This window comes from Bacillus sp. NPDC060175, assembly GCF_042728695.1.
Lineage (GTDB): Bacteria > Bacillota > Bacilli > Bacillales > Bacillaceae_G > Bacillus_A.
The window spans coordinates 77432-95965 of sequence record NZ_JBHWYR010000011.1 but is presented as its reverse complement, the minus strand read 5'-3'; the positions used below and the strand labels follow the sequence as shown (position 1 = coordinate 95965).

20 protein-coding genes and 1 pseudogene are annotated in these 18534 nt (G+C 36.6%); 20 read left to right on the top strand and 1 reads right to left on the bottom strand.

The window, feature by feature from the left end; genetic code table 11:
• Positions 1-101: 101 nt before the first annotated feature.
• The 3 genes and pseudogenes from rpsA to ACFWDE_RS08690 all read left to right on the top strand — a co-directional run bounded on the left by rpsA (position 102) and on the right by ACFWDE_RS08690 (position 3512).
• A complete protein-coding gene (rpsA, locus tag ACFWDE_RS08700; protein WP_377891533.1) occupies positions 102-1250 on the top strand; it encodes a 30S ribosomal protein S1 in 1149 nt (382 codons plus the stop codon).
• 12 nt (positions 1251-1262) lie between these two features.
• Positions 1263-2312: a type 2 isopentenyl-diphosphate Delta-isomerase gene (gene fni, locus ACFWDE_RS08695; RefSeq protein WP_377891531.1), complete on the top strand. Its 1050-nt coding sequence runs from the start codon at positions 1263-1265 to the stop codon at positions 2310-2312.
• A 411-nt stretch (positions 2313-2723) separates the two neighbouring features.
• Positions 2724-3512, top strand: a pseudogene (locus tag ACFWDE_RS08690) (hypothetical protein).
• Positions 3513-3644: 132 nt separating this feature from the next.
• Here ACFWDE_RS08690 and ACFWDE_RS08685 read toward each other — a convergent pair.
• Positions 3645-3779: a YpzI family protein gene (locus ACFWDE_RS08685; RefSeq protein WP_113937048.1), complete on the bottom strand. Its 135-nt coding sequence runs from the start codon at positions 3777-3779 to the stop codon at positions 3645-3647.
• Positions 3780-3896: 117 nt separating this feature from the next.
• Here ACFWDE_RS08685 and ACFWDE_RS08680 point away from each other — a divergent pair, with 117 nt between their 5' ends.
• The 17 genes from ACFWDE_RS08680 to aroB all read left to right on the top strand — a co-directional run bounded on the left by ACFWDE_RS08680 (position 3897) and on the right by aroB (position 18501).
• Positions 3897-4508: a YphA family membrane protein gene (locus ACFWDE_RS08680; RefSeq protein ID WP_377891529.1), complete on the top strand. Its 612-nt coding sequence runs from the start codon at positions 3897-3899 to the stop codon at positions 4506-4508.
• A complete protein-coding gene (locus ACFWDE_RS08675) occupies positions 4501-5394 on the top strand; it encodes a YIEGIA family protein (RefSeq protein WP_002135269.1) in 894 nt (297 codons plus the stop codon). The genes ACFWDE_RS08680 and ACFWDE_RS08675 overlap by 8 nt, the downstream gene beginning before the upstream one ends.
• Positions 5391-5576, top strand: a complete 186-nt coding sequence (locus tag ACFWDE_RS08670; protein ID WP_002086624.1) for a capping complex subunit for YIEGIA — start codon at positions 5391-5393, stop codon at positions 5574-5576. Before ACFWDE_RS08675 ends, ACFWDE_RS08670 begins: the two co-directional genes overlap by 4 nt.
• Positions 5577-5700: 124 nt before the next feature.
• On the top strand, positions 5701-7011 hold the full coding sequence (gene der / locus ACFWDE_RS08665) for a ribosome biogenesis GTPase Der (RefSeq protein WP_002011811.1): 1311 nt from the start codon (positions 5701-5703) through the stop codon (positions 7009-7011).
• A gap of 18 nt (positions 7012-7029) precedes the next feature.
• On the top strand, positions 7030-8052 hold the full coding sequence (locus ACFWDE_RS08660) for an NAD(P)H-dependent glycerol-3-phosphate dehydrogenase (RefSeq protein WP_002149360.1): 1023 nt from the start codon (positions 7030-7032) through the stop codon (positions 8050-8052).
• Positions 8053-8171: 119 nt separating this feature from the next.
• Positions 8172-8423: a stage VI sporulation protein F gene (locus tag ACFWDE_RS08655; RefSeq protein ID WP_000369753.1), complete on the top strand. Its 252-nt coding sequence runs from the start codon at positions 8172-8174 to the stop codon at positions 8421-8423.
• A 232-nt stretch (positions 8424-8655) separates the two neighbouring features.
• Positions 8656-8859, top strand: coding sequence for a DUF2768 domain-containing protein (locus tag ACFWDE_RS08650; protein ID WP_002117663.1), 204 nt, complete (start codon positions 8656-8658; stop codon positions 8857-8859).
• Positions 8860-8907: 48 nt separating this feature from the next.
• Positions 8908-9621 (top strand): hypothetical protein, encoded by a 714-nt coding sequence (locus ACFWDE_RS08645; protein ID WP_002149356.1) that lies wholly within the window; start codon positions 8908-8910, stop codon positions 9619-9621.
• Positions 9622-9862: 241 nt separating this feature from the next.
• The gene (gene spoIVA, locus ACFWDE_RS08640) at positions 9863-11341 is read left to right on the top strand and encodes a stage IV sporulation protein A (RefSeq protein ID WP_098499108.1); all 1479 of its coding nucleotides are present in this window, start codon (positions 9863-9865) and stop codon (positions 11339-11341) included.
• A 298-nt stretch (positions 11342-11639) separates the two neighbouring features.
• On the top strand, positions 11640-11912 hold the full coding sequence (locus ACFWDE_RS08635; protein ID WP_001043860.1) for an HU family DNA-binding protein: 273 nt from the start codon (positions 11640-11642) through the stop codon (positions 11910-11912).
• Positions 11913-12033: 121 nt separating this feature from the next.
• The gene (gene folE / locus ACFWDE_RS08630) at positions 12034-12603 is read left to right on the top strand and encodes a GTP cyclohydrolase I FolE (RefSeq protein WP_001151479.1); all 570 of its coding nucleotides are present in this window, start codon (positions 12034-12036) and stop codon (positions 12601-12603) included.
• 271 nt (positions 12604-12874) lie between these two features.
• Positions 12875-13627 (top strand): heptaprenyl diphosphate synthase component 1, encoded by a 753-nt coding sequence (locus ACFWDE_RS08625; RefSeq protein ID WP_377891522.1) that lies wholly within the window; start codon positions 12875-12877, stop codon positions 13625-13627.
• A 29-nt stretch (positions 13628-13656) separates the two neighbouring features.
• Positions 13657-14370, top strand: coding sequence for a 2-heptaprenyl-1,4-naphthoquinone methyltransferase (gene menG, locus ACFWDE_RS08620; RefSeq protein WP_002158591.1), 714 nt, complete (start codon positions 13657-13659; stop codon positions 14368-14370).
• Positions 14371-14408: 38 nt separating this feature from the next.
• Positions 14409-15371: a heptaprenyl diphosphate synthase component II gene (hepT, locus tag ACFWDE_RS08615; RefSeq protein ID WP_002011823.1), complete on the top strand. Its 963-nt coding sequence runs from the start codon at positions 14409-14411 to the stop codon at positions 15369-15371.
• Positions 15372-15495: 124 nt separating this feature from the next.
• Entirely contained in the window at positions 15496-15942 is a 447-nt protein-coding gene (ndk, locus tag ACFWDE_RS08610) for a nucleoside-diphosphate kinase (RefSeq protein WP_002064527.1), read from the top strand.
• A 301-nt stretch (positions 15943-16243) separates the two neighbouring features.
• On the top strand, positions 16244-17416 hold the full coding sequence (gene aroC / locus ACFWDE_RS08605) for a chorismate synthase (RefSeq protein ID WP_377891518.1): 1173 nt from the start codon (positions 16244-16246) through the stop codon (positions 17414-17416).
• Positions 17416-18501 (top strand): 3-dehydroquinate synthase, encoded by a 1086-nt coding sequence (aroB, locus tag ACFWDE_RS08600; protein WP_002149345.1) that lies wholly within the window; start codon positions 17416-17418, stop codon positions 18499-18501. The genes aroC and aroB overlap by 1 nt, the downstream gene beginning before the upstream one ends.
• The last annotated feature ends 33 nt before the right edge of the window (positions 18502-18534 follow it).

Here is an 18534-nt window from a genome sequence, read left to right as displayed (position 1 = left end):
GAGTATGTGATGATAAATTCTTAAACATGCAAATGAAAATATTTGTTTTCATTTCGTATATACATAAAAATGCTTTGTCAATTCTGTAGGGAGGTATTTCCATGGTAGAGAAAATGAATGAAGAAGTTATGAATTCAAAAGAATTACAAGTCGGTGACGTTGTTACAGGGTCTGTAACGAAAGTTGAAGAGAAACAAGTGCTTGTAAATGTTGGATACAAAACAGATGGCGTAATTCCGATTAGTGAATTAGCTAACGTTCATATTGAAAAAGCAAGCGATGTTGTAGAATTAGATCAAACACTTGAATTGAAAATTATTAAATTAGAAGATGATGATCTTGTTTTATCTAAGAGAGCTGTTGACGCAGAAAAAGCGTGGGTAGAATTACAAGAAAAATTTAATTCTGGTCATGTATTTGATGTTACTGTAAAAGATATTGTGAATGGTGGGTTAGTTGTGGACCTTGGTGTTCGTGGTTTTATCCCGGCTTCACTTGTAGAGGTACATTATGTAGAAGACTTTGCTGACTATAAAGGAAAAACATTAGCGGTGAAAATTGTTGAATTAGACCGTGAAAAAAATCGTGTTATTCTTTCACATAAAGCGGTAGTAGAACTAGAACAAGATTCTAAGAAAAAAGAAGCAATCTCTTCGTTAAAAGAAGGGGATATTGTTGAAGGAACAGTACAACGATTAACGGATTTTGGTGCTTTCGTTAACGTTGGTGGTGTGGACGGTTTAGTTCACATTTCACAAATTTCACACGAACGTGTAGAGCAACCTTCTGAGGTATTAGAGCAAGGTCAAAAGGTAAAGGTAAAAGTGTTATCTGTTGATGCTGATACGCAACGTATTTCTTTATCAATTAAAGCAGCTCAGCCGGGACCTTGGGAAAATGTTGCTGGCGAAATAAAGGCTGGAGATATTCGTGAGGGCGTAGTAAAACGCCTTGTTACATTCGGTGCATTTGTTGAAATTTTACCTGGTGTTGAAGGGCTTGTGCATGTATCTCAAATTGCAAATCGTCACGTGAAAAATCCAAATGAAGTATTGGAAATGGGACAAGAAGTAAAAGTGAAAGTACTTGAAGTCCATGTAGCAGAAAAACGTATTTCTTTAAGCATAAAAGAAACGCTTGAAGAAAATAATGTAACAGAAGATTATAGCCAATATGAGCCAAATGCTGATTCTGCTACTTTCCAGTTAAGTGATATTATTGGTGAACAACTGAAAAAATTAAAGAAATAAAGAGGGGTACAAGTGGTAAGGGCAAAACGTAAATTAGATCATATTGAATATGCTCTTTCTACTGGTCAGTCTCGTACGCATGGCTTTCATGATATTGATTTTGTGCATCAAAGCTTACCAAATTCAAGTTATGATACTGTAACATGTGAAACAAAAATCGGCGAACTTTCACTAAGTTCGCCGATTTTTATCAATGCGATGACTGGTGGTGGAGGAGAGCAAACATTACATATTAATGAGCAATTAGCATATGTAGCGAAACATCATAACCTTGCTATGGCTGTAGGGTCGCAAATGGCAGCTTTAAAAAATGAAAGCGAGGCGGCTTCTTATAAGATCGTCAGAAAGGTAAACCCAAATGGTATTTTCTTTGCTAATTTGGGGAGTGAGGCAACTGTCGAACAGGCAGAGCGTGCCGTTGATATGATTGAAGCGAATGCACTGCAAATTCATTTAAATGTCATACAAGAGTTAACGATGCCAGAAGGAGACCGTGATTTTACTGGTGTACTTCGGCGAATTGAACAAATTGTTTTAAACAGTAAAGTTCCTGTCATTGTAAAAGAAGTGGGATTTGGAATGAGTAAGGAAACAGTACAACAGTTAGCGAGTATAGGTATAACAGCAATTGATATTGGCGGACAAGGTGGTACGAATTTTGCTGCTGTTGAAAATGAAAGAAGACAGCGAATGCTTTCTTATTTTAATAACTGGGGCATACAAACAGCTACCTCGATTATTGAAGCAACCTCTACAAATAATAACCTCTCTTTTATTGCATCTGGGGGTATACAAACAGCAATTGACGTGGCGAAGGCAATCGCATTAGGGGCGAATACAACTGCGTTTGCTGGATACTTTTTACGTATTTTAATGCAAGTTGGTGTTGAGAAGTTAGTGGATGAAATCGATCTTTTACATACAGATTTAAAATTTATTATGACAGCTCTTGGCGTGAAGACGATAGAAGAGTTGCAATCTGTACCTCTTGTTGTAAAAGGCGAAACATATCATTGGTTAGCGCAGCGAGGGATTGACACTGCACATTATAGTAGGCGATAAAAAATCAACCGTCCGGTTGATTTTTTTCAGAGTGTTGAGAAACCCTTTAGGGTTTCCAACACTCTGATATCTTTTAAATTTTATTAAATGAAAACAATAATAAATGATAGAAACTAAGAAAATAGCCCTTCACCTGATCCAAAAGGGTCAGGTGAAGGGCTATTTTTTTCATGTTGACACAGAACGGAAAAAGAGGTTAAGACACAGTCTGTAAAAAATCAAGGGTCCGGGCGGGAAGTTATAATTCTATAAATGGAAAAAAGAGAGAATTTATATCGCGATAAATGTATATATGAATATTATACGAAAAAGCTATGATTGAAAAAGGGGTTATAAAAATGAAGAAATGTAGAAAATGTGCTGCTGAATTATTGGAGGGTTCTTACTTTTGCCATGTTTGTGGAGAGAAACATGGCAAAAGTAAGAAAGTATTCCTCTCTATATAGCTGGTTAGCGATAAAACAAGATAAGAGATTGCTATTTAAGAGTCAAAAGAAACAAGAAAAAAATTACGATAATTTAGGGGATGAGGGTGTTAATAAAAAAGGAGATAATATATCTTCAAATAGTAAAAATACGATAGGACGCATTACATATAATAGTGAAGATGTTAATATCCATGCACGAAATATAAGAGAAGATACAGCGATTTCTGCATATAATAAAAAGGTTGAAATTTCATTAACTTCAAATGTAAGAGAAGGGGATTCTAGTTCAACAACAGTACAATCAACAATTAAAACGGCGAATATTGCAATCGCAGTCGGGAATAAATTGTATAGGAATCCAATGGTGAATGCAGGAAGTGGAATAGAAGCACTAATTTTGCCAAGGGAATTAGGAGAAGACAAAAATCCATCGGAAGATTCGCATGTGAATTACTATTTTGATATATCAAGTGAGGTGAGTTTAAGTAATGCTGAAGTAGTATTACTTTCTGATCAAGGAAATACCATTATGAGTCGGGAAATTAAAGAGGAAAAAGAAGATATTGTAGGCGTAAAAAAAAGAGGTTGAGCGAAAGTTAAATGAAATAGGAGAGACGGATTATGTACGTGTTGAGGTAAAGAGTAAAACTCCTTCTCTTCATACGTATTATGTTATTACATATTCTAAAAACCAACAGGCATAGTTACGATTGATGCCTCATCAAGTGATAGGGTTTATAATGCGAAAACAAAAGAATTATATTACGAGTAGAAATAAAATAATTGTGTAAAAAGACGGTTTCGTACATTATCGAAACCGTCTTTTTGTACTGCCCGTAAAAGCCCGATTGGTGTGGGCTAATAATCAGTGGGATGGATCCTACTCACTGAAGTTTCACTTTATTTAATGCTGATTCTGTTTTCGAGCTTGCTCCGGTGTATCAAGACTTGTTGCACCGGGATATTGAAGTGATCGGTCGCGATCAGATTCAACGCGGCGTGATTCTCTTAGTTTTCGTTCTTGGCGATCTTTACCCATTGTGAGTTACACCTCCTTATTAAAAGTTTTGCTGTTATGAGAAAAACTATGCACAAAGAAAAGGGGGATTAACTTTCATAAAAAGTTCCCATAATGGAAAACATAGGAGGTGAAGTGATGGATGGGAGTACTTTTTATTTTGTTGCTTGGATAGGGTGGATTGTCGTGACCTTTTTTATGAAAAAAGAATCTATTCGTTGGAAGATAAGTGCTTGTATATTAATTTTTATTATTTGTTCTCCGTTAAATGTGACGATTGCGTCTTTCACGATATCGGTAAATGCCCTTTTGCTTTGTATTATTTCTTTTGTAGGCATCACGTTATATTCTATTTGGAAAAAATTATATACCTTACTTTCGGCACTTATTATTGCAATGTTATATACAAGCTTTCATTTGTTAGAAGTATATGATCCAATTTGGATTGTGGTTGATAGGTTGTTGCTGTTAAGTGGTGCACTTGTGTATGCATCGGTTTTATTGCACGGGGATCGCATATTACGATTATGCTCCTTATATATAGGGATGTTACAAGGTGAATTGTTGGTGACGCTTATTTTTCGTAAATTACATTTTCCTTATGAATATGGCAGTTTAGCTTTTTTAGATGTTGCTGCTGTTTCCACTTTATTTATGGCGATGTTACTTTGGATTACGAAAGCATCAGTATATATGGAACAATTTAAGAGGAAAACACGTAAAAGAAAGGCGAGGGTAATACATGACTGAATATACACCAGCTATTTTATGTGGCGTAATTGCAGGTACAATAACTAGGTTGTTAATGCTTCGTACCGATACGAGGCAATATCCGACGAGGCTCCACGGGAAAATTATTCATATCGCGATGGGATTAATTGCGGCTGCCTTAGGAGCAATTGCGATTCCGTCTGTTTTGAAAAAAGATTTCTCTGCAATTACATTTCTTACGTTAGCAGCGACGCAATTTCGTGATGTGCGCAATATGGAAAGAAATACGCTTCAACAATTAGATGGATATGAGCTCGTACCACGTGGTAATACATACATTGAAGGAATTGCATTAGTATTTGAAAGTCGTAACTACTTGGCGATGTTAACGTCGTTTGTAACAACGTTTGCGTATATAGGATTCGATTCATGGATTGCCGGGGTAATTACTGGTATAGTAAGTTTTTTCATTGCGAAAAAATTAATGTCAGGTAAAAGACTTCATGACCTTGTAGAAATAGAGCACGTTCCACTTCGTTTTGAAGGAGCGGGACTTTATATTGATAATATTTACATTATGAATATTGGATTGCCAGCAAGGCAAGAAGAAATTATGAAATATGGAATGGGATTTATTTTAAAACCGAAATCGATAGATGCGATGGTTACAATCTCAAACTTAGGACAACGGCAAGCTATTTTACATGATGTTTCGGTTGCTTTAGGAATATATAGAGATTCTGGAACGCCGGCACTTGTACCGTTAGCGAAGCGTGATTTAGAGGATGGGAGAGTTGGGGTTTTTGTTCTGCCGCAAGATCAAGATGCAGAAAAAGCGATAGGGGTAATCGGAAATGTACCAACATTAGAGAGTGCTGTTCATATGTCATCAGAAGCTCCGAAAGGAAGGGGAGATAAGAGATGATGTTAGAAAGTGTTATTCTCGCAGTCATTACAACAACGCCAGAGAAATTTGCAGGTGGTGCCCCTTTATTTATTTGCGAGTCGACAGAGGAACTGGAATTTGTTGCAAATAATTTAGAGGCTATTTTAGATGGTATTGCACATCGCTTACAAGATAATGTATATATTATTGTGAAACATTAGTAACGTGTGGTATAATGTGAGGTGTTTTGATACGTTGAGAAATATTCTGGAATGCAAATCCCTTCTTGCACAAAGAAGGGTTTTTTACATAATAAACAGAAGCAAGTTGAAAGGATGAAAGTATATGCCGAAACCAGTAATAGCGATAGTAGGCCGCCCGAACGTAGGGAAATCTACTATTTTCAATAGAATTGTTGGAGAAAGAGTTTCAATCGTAGAAGATATACCAGGTATAACGCGAGACCGTATTTATAGTGCGGGAGAATGGTTAAATCATGAGTTTAACATTATTGATACAGGTGGAATTGATATTGGAGACGAGCCGTTCTTGACACAAATTCGTCAACAGGCGGAAGTAGCGATTGATGAAGCAGATGTTATCATTTTTATGACGAATGGTCGCGATGGTGTAACTGCAGCAGATGAAGAAGTTGCTAAAATTTTATACCGTTCTAAAAAACCAATTGTACTTGCGGTAAATAAGGTTGATAATCCAGACATGCGTAGTGATATTTATGATTTTTATGCATTAGGATTTGGCGAGCCGTTCCCGATTTCAGGTACACACGGTTTAGGACTTGGTGATTTGTTAGATGAAGCTGCAAATCATTTTCCAAAGATTGAAGAAGAAGCGTATGACGATGAAACAATCCGTTTCTCTTTAATTGGACGTCCAAACGTAGGGAAATCATCACTTGTAAATGCACTTCTTGGTCAAGAACGTGTAATTGTAAGTAATATAGCGGGGACGACACGTGATGCTGTCGATACACCATATAGTAAAGATGATCAAGATTATGTAATCATCGATACAGCTGGTATGCGTAAAAAAGGGAAAGTATACGAAAGTACAGAAAAGTATAGTGTACTTCGTGCACTTAGAGCGATTGAACGTTCTGACGTTGTTTTAGTCGTTTTAGACGGAGAAGAAGGAATTATTGAGCAAGATAAAAAAATCGCTGGATATGCTCATGATTCAGGACGAGCTGTTATTATCGTTGTAAACAAATGGGATGCAGTGAAAAAAGATGAAAAAACAATGAAAGCATTTGAAGAAAACATCCGTGCTCATTTCCAATTTTTAGAGTATGCACCGATTGTATTCTTATCTGCGAAAACGAAAAAGCGTACACAAACGTTATTACCGGTTATCAATGAGGTAAATGAAAGCCATAGCATCCGTGTACAAACGAATGTATTAAATGATGTAATTATGGATGCGGTAGCGATGAATCCAACGCCGACACATAATGGTAGCCGTCTGAAAATCTTCTATGCGACACAGGTTGCGGTAAAACCACCAACATTTGTTATATTTGTAAACGATACAGAATTAATGCACTTTTCATATGAGCGCTTCTTAAAGAATCGTTTACGTGAAGCATTCGGTTTTGTAGGAACGCCGATTCACATTATCGCTAGAGCAAGAGACTAATGGAGAGGATGTGATTTTATGACAAAAATCACAGTAATAGGAGCAGGTAGCTGGGGAACAGCGTTAGCGATGGTATTAGCTGACAATGGGCATGATGTACGTATTTGGGGAAACCGTCCTGAACTCATGAATGAAATTAATACGAAGCGTGAGAACAGTAGATATCTTCCAGGGATTACATTGCCAAGCACAATCGTAGCCTACTCTTCTTTAGAAGAAGCATTAGTAGATGTAAATACAGTACTGCTAGTAGTACCGACGAAAGCGTACCGAGACGTATTGCAAGAGATGAAAGAAATTGTTACAGAGCCAATTACTTGGATTCATGCAAGTAAAGGAATCGAACCAGGTACGTCAAAACGTATTTCGGAAGTGATTGAGGAAGAAATTCCAGAGAGCTTGATTAAGGATGTTGTTGTACTATCTGGGCCGAGTCACGCTGAAGAAGTTGGATTGCGTCAAGCGACAACTGTTACGTCTGCAGCAAAGCGTATGGAAGCGGCTGAGGGAGTACAAGATTTGTTTATGAATAGCTATTTCCGTGTATATACAAACCCAGATATCGTTGGAGTTGAACTTGGTGGTGCTTTAAAAAATATTATTGCACTAGCTGCGGGGATAACTGACGGGCTTGGATTAGGTGATAATGCGAAAGCGGCATTAATGACACGTGGTTTAACAGAGATTGCTCGTTTAGGAAGAAAAATGGGCGGAAATCCGTTAACGTTTGCTGGTCTAACTGGTATGGGAGACTTAATTGTAACTTGTACAAGTGTGCATAGCCGAAATTGGCGTGCTGGAAATATGCTTGGAAAAGGGCACTCTTTAGAAGAAGTATTAGAAAGTATGGGTATGGTTGTAGAAGGTGTAAGAACAACGAAAGCTGCTCATGAATTGGCAGAGAAAATGGAAGTTGAAATGCCGATTACAGCTGCTTTATATGACGTGCTGTTCAATGGGAATAATGTGAAAGATGCAGTAGGCTCATTGATGGGACGTGTCCGAAAACATGAAGTTGAAGCGATACCTGATTTGTTATAAAGGAAGCGGTAGAAGTACATTTCGTACTTCTACCGTTTTTTTTTATTTTTTATGGGTCTTTTCACCAATTTTTCATCTCTGCATAGGATGAAGAGTAACTTGAGGAGAGGGTGAAAAGAATGGATAACAACATTTTTAATAACATTGAAAAAGAAGCGAAAGTGAATAAAGAAGATATTTTTAAATTAGCGTCGTCTGTTCAAAATGCGAACTTACGTGATGAGACAGTGCTTCGCCAATTGATTCATCAAGTTGCTCTAATGGCAGGACGTGAAGTGCCAAAAGAGCAAGAGGATCAAATTGTAAAAGCAATCATTAACAATAATATGCCCGCTGATTTTGGTTCGTTAAGTAAAATGTTTAAAAAGTAAAATATGGGAAACAAAGAGTTTAGCGAATGCATATGATAGTTATGAAAGAATGGGAATAGAGCTGTTAAGGGCATATTTGGTCAACCGAAGTGCGAGAAAACGTGCTTCGGTTTTATTATTTTATTGTATTTAAATTTTGTTAATTCACGGTAAAATGATGATTTCTATTTGTTTAAAGATTTTAATTTGTTAAAATAGTATAAAAATAGTTAGAAAGTAAAGGGGGGTATATATGTCGGAAGGGCTTATAAAAATGTGGTTTTCCTTAGGGGCAATGGGATTTATGTTTGTTGCAGTAGCTTTTATTTTATTAAGTAGACATAAAATGAAGAATAAATTTCTGAAGGGGATTACAGCGTTAGTAGCGTACACCCTCATGATTGTGTCGGGTATTGTTATTTTTCTTGTTGTATTTAGTGGACCTGTGGAACAATAAAGGACGTTATAGGAAACAATCTATACTCGCATGAAAAGGTGATTGTCAGTGAAAAAAATCCATATTATTTTAATATTTTGTTGCATGAGCATTTTAACAGGGTGTATGTACCCGAAAGAAAATATGAAACAAAATGCGATTCCTTATGAAGATCAGTTGCAAGTTGTACAAAAAGCCATTACTACATATAAGGAGCAAACAGATGGTTTATTACCAATTAAGACGCGTGATATGAGTACGCCGATTTATCAGAAGTATCCAATTGATTTTCAAAAAATTGCTCCAAGGTACATACAAGAGGCACCAGGGAATGCGTATGAAAGTGGTGGAGTATATCAATATGTATTAATAGATGTTGAAAAAAATCCGACAGTAAAGTTAATTGATGTGAGAATGGCGGAACAAATTCAAGAAGTGGCATTGAAGCTAAGGATGTATCGTGATGAACATCAATATCCACCTTTTAAAAAAGTGATTACAGATGGTGTTTATGAATTAGACTTCAAAAAACTAGGATATAAAGATGTGCCACAAGTGACAAGTCCGTACTCAGGAAAAGGTCTCCCTCTTGTAATCAATGAAAAAGGAGAATTGTTTGTTGATTATAGAATCGACTTATATGAAGCGTTGAAAAAAAATGAAGGGCAATTTAAAGAAGGTGAAGATATCCGGGGTATACTATCGAAGGATTCCCCGTTTGTTCCTGCATATTCTTTGCCGTACACAGTAAAAAATGGAGAACCAATTTTTTTAAAATCATAAGTCATGAACCTTTCTTTTAGTGAATAAGTTCTAGAAGAAAGGTTTTTTATGTTATACAACTTGCGATGCAAACAAAGGTATTTTTAAATAGTCATATGAAATTGGACAAAATTATATGATATATTGTCCGAACTTCTAGAATACCATTATATTATATCAGATATTATAGGCAACGTTAGAGAAGGTATTAGTTGACTATAGATGTGGAATTATTCCCAAAAATATTGAGGGAGGGAATCACTTGGAAAAGGTAGATATTTTTAAAGATATTGCGGAACGCACAGGCGGTGATATTTATTTTGGAGTTGTAGGAGCTGTTCGAACAGGGAAATCAACATTTATTAAAAAATTTATGGAACTTGTTGTTATTCCCAATATTGAAAATGAGTCAGACCGTCAAAGAGCGCAGGATGAATTGCCTCAAAGTGCTGCTGGTCGTACAATAATGACGACGGAACCGAAGTTTGTTCCAAACCAAGCGGTTTCTATCGAAGTAGATGAAGGTCTTGAAGTGAATATTCGATTAGTAGATTGTGTTGGATATACGGTTCCAGGAGCAAAAGGCTATGAAGATGAGAATGGTCCGCGCATGATTAATACTCCTTGGTATGAAGAGCCTATTCCATTCCATGAAGCTGCAGAAATCGGAACACGTAAAGTAATTCAAGAGCATTCAACAATTGGTGTCGTTATTACAACAGATGGAACAATTGGTGAAATTCCAAGAAGAGATTATATAGAGGCAGAAGAACGCGTTGTAAATGAGTTAAAAGAAGTAGGAAAGCCTTTCATTATGATTATCAATACTGTACAGCCATATCATCCAGATACGGAGCAGTTACGTCAAAGTTTATCAGAAGAATATGATATCCCAGTAATTGCGATGAGTGTAGAGAGTTTAAGAGAAACAGATGTGTATAACGTACTTCGAGAAGCGTTATTCGAGTTCCCGGTTTTAGAAGTGAATGTAAACCTGCCGAGCTGGGTAATGGTGCTGAATGAAAGGCATTGGTTACGCCAAAGTTATCAGGAAGCGGTTCAAGAGACTGTAAAGGATATAAAACGTCTTCGTGATGTGGACCGTGTCGTTTGGCAGTTTAGTCAATATGAATTTATTGATCGAGCAAGTCTAGCTGGCATCGATATGGGGCAAGGTGTGGCAGAGATTGATTTATATGCGCCAGATGAATTGTATGATCAAATTTTAAAAGAAGTAGTAGGAGTAGAGATTCGAGGAAAAGATCATTTATTGAAGCTTATGCTCGATTTATCTCATGCGAAAACAGAGTATGACCAAGTGGCAGATGCCCTGCGTATGGTAAAACAAACCGGATATGGAGTAGCAGCGCCTGCATTAGCTGATATGAGCTTAGATGAACCGGAAATTATTCGTCACGGTTCAAGGTTCGGTGTTAAATTAAAAGCGGTTGCGCCGTCTATTCATATGATTAAAGTGGATGTAGAATCAACATTTGAACCAATTATCGGTACTGAAAAACAAAGTGAAGAACTAGTTCGCTACTTGATGCAAGATTTTGAAGATGACCCGCTATCAATTTGGAATTCTGATATATTTGGGCGCTCTCTTAGCTCTATTGTTAGAGAAGGAATTCAAGCAAAGTTATCTCTAATGCCAGAAAACGCTCGTTATAAGTTAAAAGAAACGCTAGAAAGAATTATTAATGAAGGATCTGGCGGATTAATTGCGATTATATTATAAGAAAAAAATCCCTCTAATTGCAGAGGGATTTTTTTCTTTTTGAGTACGTAATAGAAAAATAAACAGTCATTATCTAATATTTTGTTGTAAATTGTCAAGTTTCATCAGAATTTCACATTTTAAGAGTAACAATTTCCTTAAAAATATTGAATTATAAAGGAGAATCGTATAATATAGGCGTTGATAATGATTTATCTACATCTTTGTAGTATAGAATTTGTAAAAATTGCCTACAAATGAAAGTAAGACTCATTTTATGATCATTATACAGTCTTATCTTTGGGAGGAGGTGAATGGCATGAACAAGACAGATTTAATCAATGCTGTTGCAGAAGCAAGTTCCCTTTCTAAAAAGGACGCAACAAAAGCAGTGGACGCTGTTTTTGATTCTATCTTAGAAGCTTTAAAACAAGGTGATAAAGTACAACTAATCGGATTCGGTAACTTCGAAGTTCGTGAGCGTGCGGCTCGTAAAGGTCGTAACCCACAAACAGGTGAGGAGATTGAAATCGCTGCAAGTAAAGTACCTGCATTCAAACCTGGTAAAGCGTTAAAAGATGCGGTTAAATAATCCTTACATATTAACAGGGAAGAAGAGTTTCCTTTTTGGAAACTCTTCTTTTTGCTTTTAAAAACATAAATATGCTAGAATGTGTTCGTATCACTTTTAGGTTTTTCGGGAGGGCTAGCGGATGGCAAAAGTTAATTTAGAACAAATTGAACATGCAGTACGTCTTATTTTAGAGGCAATCGGAGATGACCCAAATCGCGAGGGAGTACTTGATACACCGAAACGTGTTGCGAAAATGTACGCAGAAGTATTCTCGGGGATGCATGAGGATCCGAAAGAGCATTTACACAAAGTATTCGGAGAAGACCATGAAGAGCTTGTACTAGTAAAGGATATACCATTCTATTCGATGTGTGAGCATCATCTTGTTCCGTTTTATGGAGTTGCTCACGTTGCATATATTCCGCAAGGTGGAAAAGTAACAGGGCTAAGTAAATTAGCCCGTACTGTAGACACAATTGCGCGTCGTCCACAACTACAGGAACGAATTACATCAACAGTAGCTAACTCTATTATGGAAGTACTAGAGCCGCATGGTGTAATGGTAGTAGTAGAAGCAGAGCATATGTGTATGACGATGCGTGGTGTGAAAAAGCCTGGTGCGAAAACAATAACGACTGCGGTGCGCGGCGTGTTAGAAAATGATGCAGCAGCACGTAGTGAAATTTTATCGTTTATTAAGACGAAGTAAAGAAAAGCGGGAAACTGCTTTTCTTTTTTTTATATACAAAAAAATGATATAGTTTTAGTGTTAAAGAGCAAGAATATAAAGGTTGGAAATTACTTCTGCCTTTTGTGGAAATGAATGTTTGTAGTTGTTAGAGACGAAGATAACTCGTATGAATGAAAGGTGAGGCTTTATTCGGGGACAGTTTGGCAGAAGTAGCCAAGTTTTGATTATAGAAAATAGAATGTATGTGTTATAATAAATTTTATGAATTAGAAAACAAGGGTGATTTTTTGTGTGTGACATCTACGGAGGGTATGCGGGTATTAAAGAGAAATTGATGGAGAAATTACGCCATCCTTATTTTATAAACTATATTGAAGAACCATTTATTGATGAAGAAAAAATAGCGCTGTTATACGGTGCATTAAAAGGTGCAAATATACATAAAGAACAAATTGATCATTATGTAGTAACGATTATGCTTGTACAAATTGCTCTTGATACACATGAAAAAGTATCAAATAAAGCAAACGAAGAGACGAGTGGATTCCATAAGCGTCGTCAATTGACAGTTCTTGCAGGGGATTATTATAGTGGTCTATACTATTACTTATTGTCAATGAATTGTGATATTATCTTAATTCGTGCACTTGCTGAAGGAATTAAGGAGATTAATGAACATAAAATTATGCTATATCAAAAAGCACATGTGGCGATTCAAGACATAATGGAAAGTGTAGTAATAATTGAATCTGCGCTTTTGCAAAAAACATGTGATCATTTTCATTTATCTAATTGGAAACCATATATAACTTATGTGTTAGGAAAAAATCGTCTTCAAAAAGAGTGTCAATTGTATGCTGATAAACAAAATTCACCTGTTTTTCAAGCGGTCCAAAAAATCTCATTGGATGACGATAAAAATCTAGAAACAGTTATTAATGGATGGCTTATGGAAATGAGAAAGCAGGAAGAAAGTTTTTTAGAGAATCATACAGAAGTTAATGAGATAATTTCTATGTTAAGAGATAAATCAAGGACATAAGCAACTTTACATTGGAAGAAGGTACGAGCATGCAACAATCAAAAGAAGAAAGAGTACATGACGTATTTGAGAAAATTTCTGATAAATACGATGTGATGAATTCTGTAATTAGTTTTCAAAGGCATAAGGCATGGCGTAAAGAAACGATGCGAATTATGGATGTGAAACCTGGGAGTAAGGCACTTGATGTATGCTGCGGGACGGCAGATTGGACAATTGCACTAGCGGGAGCTGTAGGGGAAGATGGGAAGGTTTACGGTTTAGACTTTAGCGAAAATATGCTAGCTGTCGGTAAACAAAAGGTAGAAGCTTTAGAATTAAAGCAAGTAGAACTTATGCATGGAAATGCAATGGAACTTCCTTATGAAGATAATACGTTTGATTATGTAACGATTGGTTTTGGGTTACGTAACGTTCCGGATTACATGCAAGTATTAAAAGAAATGACGCGTGTAGTAAAGCCTGGTGGAAAAGTAATTTGCCTGGAAACATCCCAACCAACGATGATAGGTTTTCGTCAAGGATATGTCTTATACTTTAAATATATCATGCCGTTATTTGGAAAGATGTTTGCGAAAAGTTATAAAGAATATTCATGGCTTCAGGAATCTGCTAGTACATTCCCAGGGATGAAAGAGTTAGCAAATATGTTTGAAGAAGCTGGGCTTAAGAATGTGCAAGTGAAACCATTTACTTTTGGTGTAGCAGCTATGCATTTAGGTATTAAACCAGAATCAAAATAGAAAAAAGAAAAAAGACGTTTTAGGTTAAGGTGAACAATATGAAGTTACAACTTATGTACTCTTTTTTACGATCGGATATTAATGTTATAGAAAAAGAATTGAAGAAGACAGTTGCTTCTGAGCAGCCGTTAGTAGAAGAAGCGGCATTACAGCTTATTGAAGCAGGTGGGAAGCGGATTCGCCCTGTTTTTGTTTTGCTTGCAGGGAAATTTGGGGATTATAAGTTAGATGCAATTAAGCATGTTGCGGTTGCATTAGAACTTATTCATATGGCTTCGCTTGTTCACGATGATGTCATTGATGCTGCGTTTTTACGACGCGGTAGCGCAACAGTGAATGCGAAATGGGGAGATCGTATTGCAATGTATACAGGAGACTACTTGTTTGCGAAGTCTCTTGAATGTATAACAAATATAGAAATTCCAGATGCACATCAAGCGTTGTCTCATACAATTTTAGAAGTTTGTAAAGGTGAAATCGAACAAATTAAAGATAAGTATAACTATGATCAAAATTTAAGAACGTATTTAAGAAGGATAAAACGAAAAACAGCATTGTTAATCGCCGCGAGTTGTCAGTTGGGAGCGATTGCTGCTGGTGCTAATCGTGATACTGTAAATCGTCTATTTTGGTATGGATATTTTGTTGGTATGTCTTATCAAATTATTGATGATATTTTAGATTTCGTATCGACAGAAGAGAAGCTTGGAAAGCCTGCTGGTGGTGATTTATTACAAGGTAACATTACATTACCTGTTTTGTATGCTATGGAAGATCCAGTTCTTCGTCAGAAAATTACATCTGTGCATGAAAATACAACAGCAAGTGAAATGAAAGAAATTATTGATGATATTAAAGCGAGCGAAGCTATTGATAAAGCATTTTCGTTTAGTGAACGTTATTTACATAAAGCATTAGAAATAATAAAACCACTCCCTCGTGGACAGGCGAAGTACGCATTGCAAAATGTTGCAAAGTATATTGGAAAACGAAAATTTTAGTGATTTTTCTAAAAAATAAAATAATCTCTCTATTTCAAAACTATTGCACAATTGTGATAAGGGTGTTACTATGTGTGTGGGGATATACAATTACATACATAATTCAGAAGTGGAGAGATTTTTTATGGAAAAAACATTTCTAATGGTAAAACCAGACGGTGTACAACGTGCCTTCATTGGGGAAATCGTAGCTCGTTTTGAGAAAAAGGGCTTTCAATTAGTTGGTGCAAAATTAATGCAAGTTACTCCGGAAATTGCTGAACAACACTACGGTGAGCATAAAGAAAGACCTTTCTTTGGTGAATTAGTAGACTTTATTACATCTGGCCCTGTATTCGCAATGGTATGGCAAGGTGAAAATGTAGTAGATACAGCACGCAATATGATGGGTAAAACACGACCACATGAAGCTGATATGGGAACAATTCGCGGAGATTTCGGTGTAACTGTTGCGAAAAACATAATCCACGGTTCGGATTCTTTAGAAAGTGCAGAGCGCGAGATTGCTATTTTCTTTAAGGAAGAAGAATTAGTAGACTACTCAAAATTAATGAATCAATGGATTTACTAATTATTTTGAAATAATTTGTAAACGCTTTAATAACTGTGATAATAGTAAAAAGTGCAAGAAGAATAGGGGTATTCTTCTTGCACTTTTTTTTATTTCGATCAGTTACGAAGTTAGGACTGTTATGATATATTGGTATGTAAAGTAAAAGGTCTACTATTATGAAAATAATAGAATAATTACAAGTAGGGAAAGCAAATACTCGATGTACTATATAATTTCTTTGTATTTTAAAGAGTGATGGAAGATAATATAGCTACTTTATGTAGCGGTATAAATACATATGCGAAAAGAGGAATAACGTATGCGATATATTACAGCTGGTGAATCCCACGGTCCGCAACTTACGACAATTTTAGAAGGTGTTCCGGCAGGATTATCTTTAGTGGCGAATGATATAAATGAAGAATTAGCTAGAAGACAAAAAGGATATGGACGCGGTAGACGCATGCAAATTGAGAAAGACCAAGTGCAAATTGTAAGTGGTGTTAGGCATGGGAAGACGATGGGGTCCCCGATTGCACTTGTTGTTGAAAATCGTGATTTTACACATTGGACAAAGGTTATGGGTGCAGAGCCATTAACTGAGCAGGAAGAGAAAGAAATGAAAAGGCAAGTTACGAAACCTAGACCTGGACACGCAGATTTAAATGGTGCGATTAAATATGGTCATAGAGATATGAGGAATGTATTAGAGCGTTCTTCCGCACGTGAAACGACAGTTCGTGTTGCAGCTGGTGCAGTTGCAAAAAAAATATTAGCGGAATTAGGTATACAAGTAGCGGGACATGTTGTCGAGATTGGTGGTGTCCAGGCAGAAAATATTAAATATAACTCTATTGCGGAATTACAAAGTACTACAGAAGCATCTCCTGTACGTTGTTTAGATGAAAAGGCCGGTAAAAAGATGATGCAAGCAATTGATGATGCGAAGGCAAATGGTGATTCTATCGGCGGTATTGTTGAAGTAGTTGTAGAAGGAATGCCAATCGGAGTAGGTAGCTATGTACATTATGATAGAAAATTAGATGCAAAATTAGCAGCGGCAATTATGAGTATTAACGCTTTTAAAGGTGTTGAAATTGGAATTGGTTTTGAAGCAGCACATAGACCTGGAAGTGAAGTGCATGATGAAATCCTTTGGGATGAAGTGCAAGGGTACAGAAGAAAAACGAACAATGCAGGTGGATTAGAAGGTGGCATGACAACTGGTATGCCGGTTGTTGTGCGCGGTGTTATGAAACCGATACCGACATTATATAAACCACTTCAAAGTGTTGATATTGATACGAAAGAACCTTTTACAGCGAGTATTGAACGTTCAGATAGTTGTGCAGTGCCAGCAGCTAGCGTTGTGGCTGAAGCTGTTGTGGCTTGGGAGCTCGCGACAGCTTTAATTGAACAATTTGGATTAGATCGTATCGATCTTATACGTGAAAATATTGAGAAACATAATGAATATGCGAGGGGATTTTAATGGAGAACATACATATTCAAACGAAATCAAAAGAATATGATGTACATGTTGGAAGGGAGGCGTTGTTACATTTAACAACGCTTATTCAAAAAATGAATCCTGCGGTATCTAACATAATGATTATTTCTGATGAAGCTGTTGCATCACTGCATTTACAGACAGTTGTTGATGCATTGCAAGTAGAGCAAAAAGTGTTTTCGTTTGTTGTACCGAGTGGCGAAAAAGAGAAGTCTTTTGAAAATTTCTATGAGGCTCACACTTCGGCCCTTGAAAATAAATTAGATAGAAATTCTTTAATCATCGCACTTGGAGGCGGAATGATTGGAGATTTGGCTGGATTTGTTGCCGCGTCGTTTATGCGTGGTATTCGCTTTGTCCAAGTTCCAACGACTTTATTAGCTCACGATAGCGCAGTAGGCGGGAAAGTAGCAATTAACCATCCACTAGGAAAAAATATGATTGGAGCGTTTCATCAGCCAGAAGCTGTTGTATATCATACGCCATTTTTACATTCACTTCCTGAAAAAGAGTGGCGATCAGGTTATGCAGAGGTGATAAAGCATGCTCTTATTGGTGATGTAAAGCTATATCATTGGTTAAAAGAAGAAGTGCAAACGTTAACGGATCTTCGTGATGAAAAGTTAATTCATATATTAATGAAGGCGATTCCTGTGAAAGCGAATATTGTGTCGCAAGACGAAACAGAAAAAGGTGTACGTGCCCATTTAAATTTTGGGCATACGTTAGGACATGCTCTTGAAAAAGAGTTAGGATATGGAAATATTACTCATGGTGATGGAGTAGCGGTTGGTATGCTATTTGCCATGTTTTTAAGTGAGCAAGTGTACAAAATTGATCTTTCTTATGAAGCAATGAAGCAGTGGTTCTTGAAATACGGTTATCCAAAAATGCCAAGCGACTTGAATGTAGAACGTCTCGTTCAGTTGATGAAACAAGATAAAAAAGCAAATGCTGGAACAATTCATATGGTGCTTATGCAGGAATATGGGGGAGTGAATGTCGTATCTATTTCAGATGAGACTGTTCATATTGCGTTAGAAGCATTTCAAAAGGATATGGTCTAAAAAAGTTGGTAGAACAGGTATGAAATGCATATT

Bases quoted from the DNA above. Each gene is read 5' to 3' on its own strand.
- rpsA (WP_377891533.1), top strand. From the start codon at position 102: ATGGTAGAGAAAATGAATGAAGAAGTTATGAATTCAAAAGAATTACAA.
- ACFWDE_RS08685 (WP_113937048.1), bottom strand. From the start codon at position 3,779: ATGGGTAAAGATCGCCAAGAACGAAAACTAAGAGAATCACGCCGCGTT.
- ACFWDE_RS08680 (WP_377891529.1), top strand. From the start codon at position 3,897: ATGGATGGGAGTACTTTTTATTTTGTTGCTTGGATAGGGTGGATTGTC.
- ACFWDE_RS08675 (WP_002135269.1), top strand. From the start codon at position 4,501: ATGACTGAATATACACCAGCTATTTTATGTGGCGTAATTGCAGGTACA.
- ACFWDE_RS08670 (WP_002086624.1), top strand. From the start codon at position 5,391: ATGATGTTAGAAAGTGTTATTCTCGCAGTCATTACAACAACGCCAGAG.
- der (WP_002011811.1), top strand. From the start codon at position 5,701: ATGCCGAAACCAGTAATAGCGATAGTAGGCCGCCCGAACGTAGGGAAA.
- ACFWDE_RS08660 (WP_002149360.1), top strand. From the start codon at position 7,030: ATGACAAAAATCACAGTAATAGGAGCAGGTAGCTGGGGAACAGCGTTA.
- ACFWDE_RS08655 (WP_000369753.1), top strand. From the start codon at position 8,172: ATGGATAACAACATTTTTAATAACATTGAAAAAGAAGCGAAAGTGAAT.
- ACFWDE_RS08650 (WP_002117663.1), top strand. From the start codon at position 8,656: ATGTCGGAAGGGCTTATAAAAATGTGGTTTTCCTTAGGGGCAATGGGA.
- ACFWDE_RS08635 (WP_001043860.1), top strand. From the start codon at position 11,640: ATGAACAAGACAGATTTAATCAATGCTGTTGCAGAAGCAAGTTCCCTT.
- folE (WP_001151479.1), top strand. From the start codon at position 12,034: ATGGCAAAAGTTAATTTAGAACAAATTGAACATGCAGTACGTCTTATT.
- menG (WP_002158591.1), top strand. From the start codon at position 13,657: ATGCAACAATCAAAAGAAGAAAGAGTACATGACGTATTTGAGAAAATT.
- hepT (WP_002011823.1), top strand. From the start codon at position 14,409: ATGAAGTTACAACTTATGTACTCTTTTTTACGATCGGATATTAATGTT.
- ndk (WP_002064527.1), top strand. From the start codon at position 15,496: ATGGAAAAAACATTTCTAATGGTAAAACCAGACGGTGTACAACGTGCC.
- aroC (WP_377891518.1), top strand. From the start codon at position 16,244: ATGCGATATATTACAGCTGGTGAATCCCACGGTCCGCAACTTACGACA.
- aroB (WP_002149345.1), top strand. From the start codon at position 17,416: ATGGAGAACATACATATTCAAACGAAATCAAAAGAATATGATGTACAT.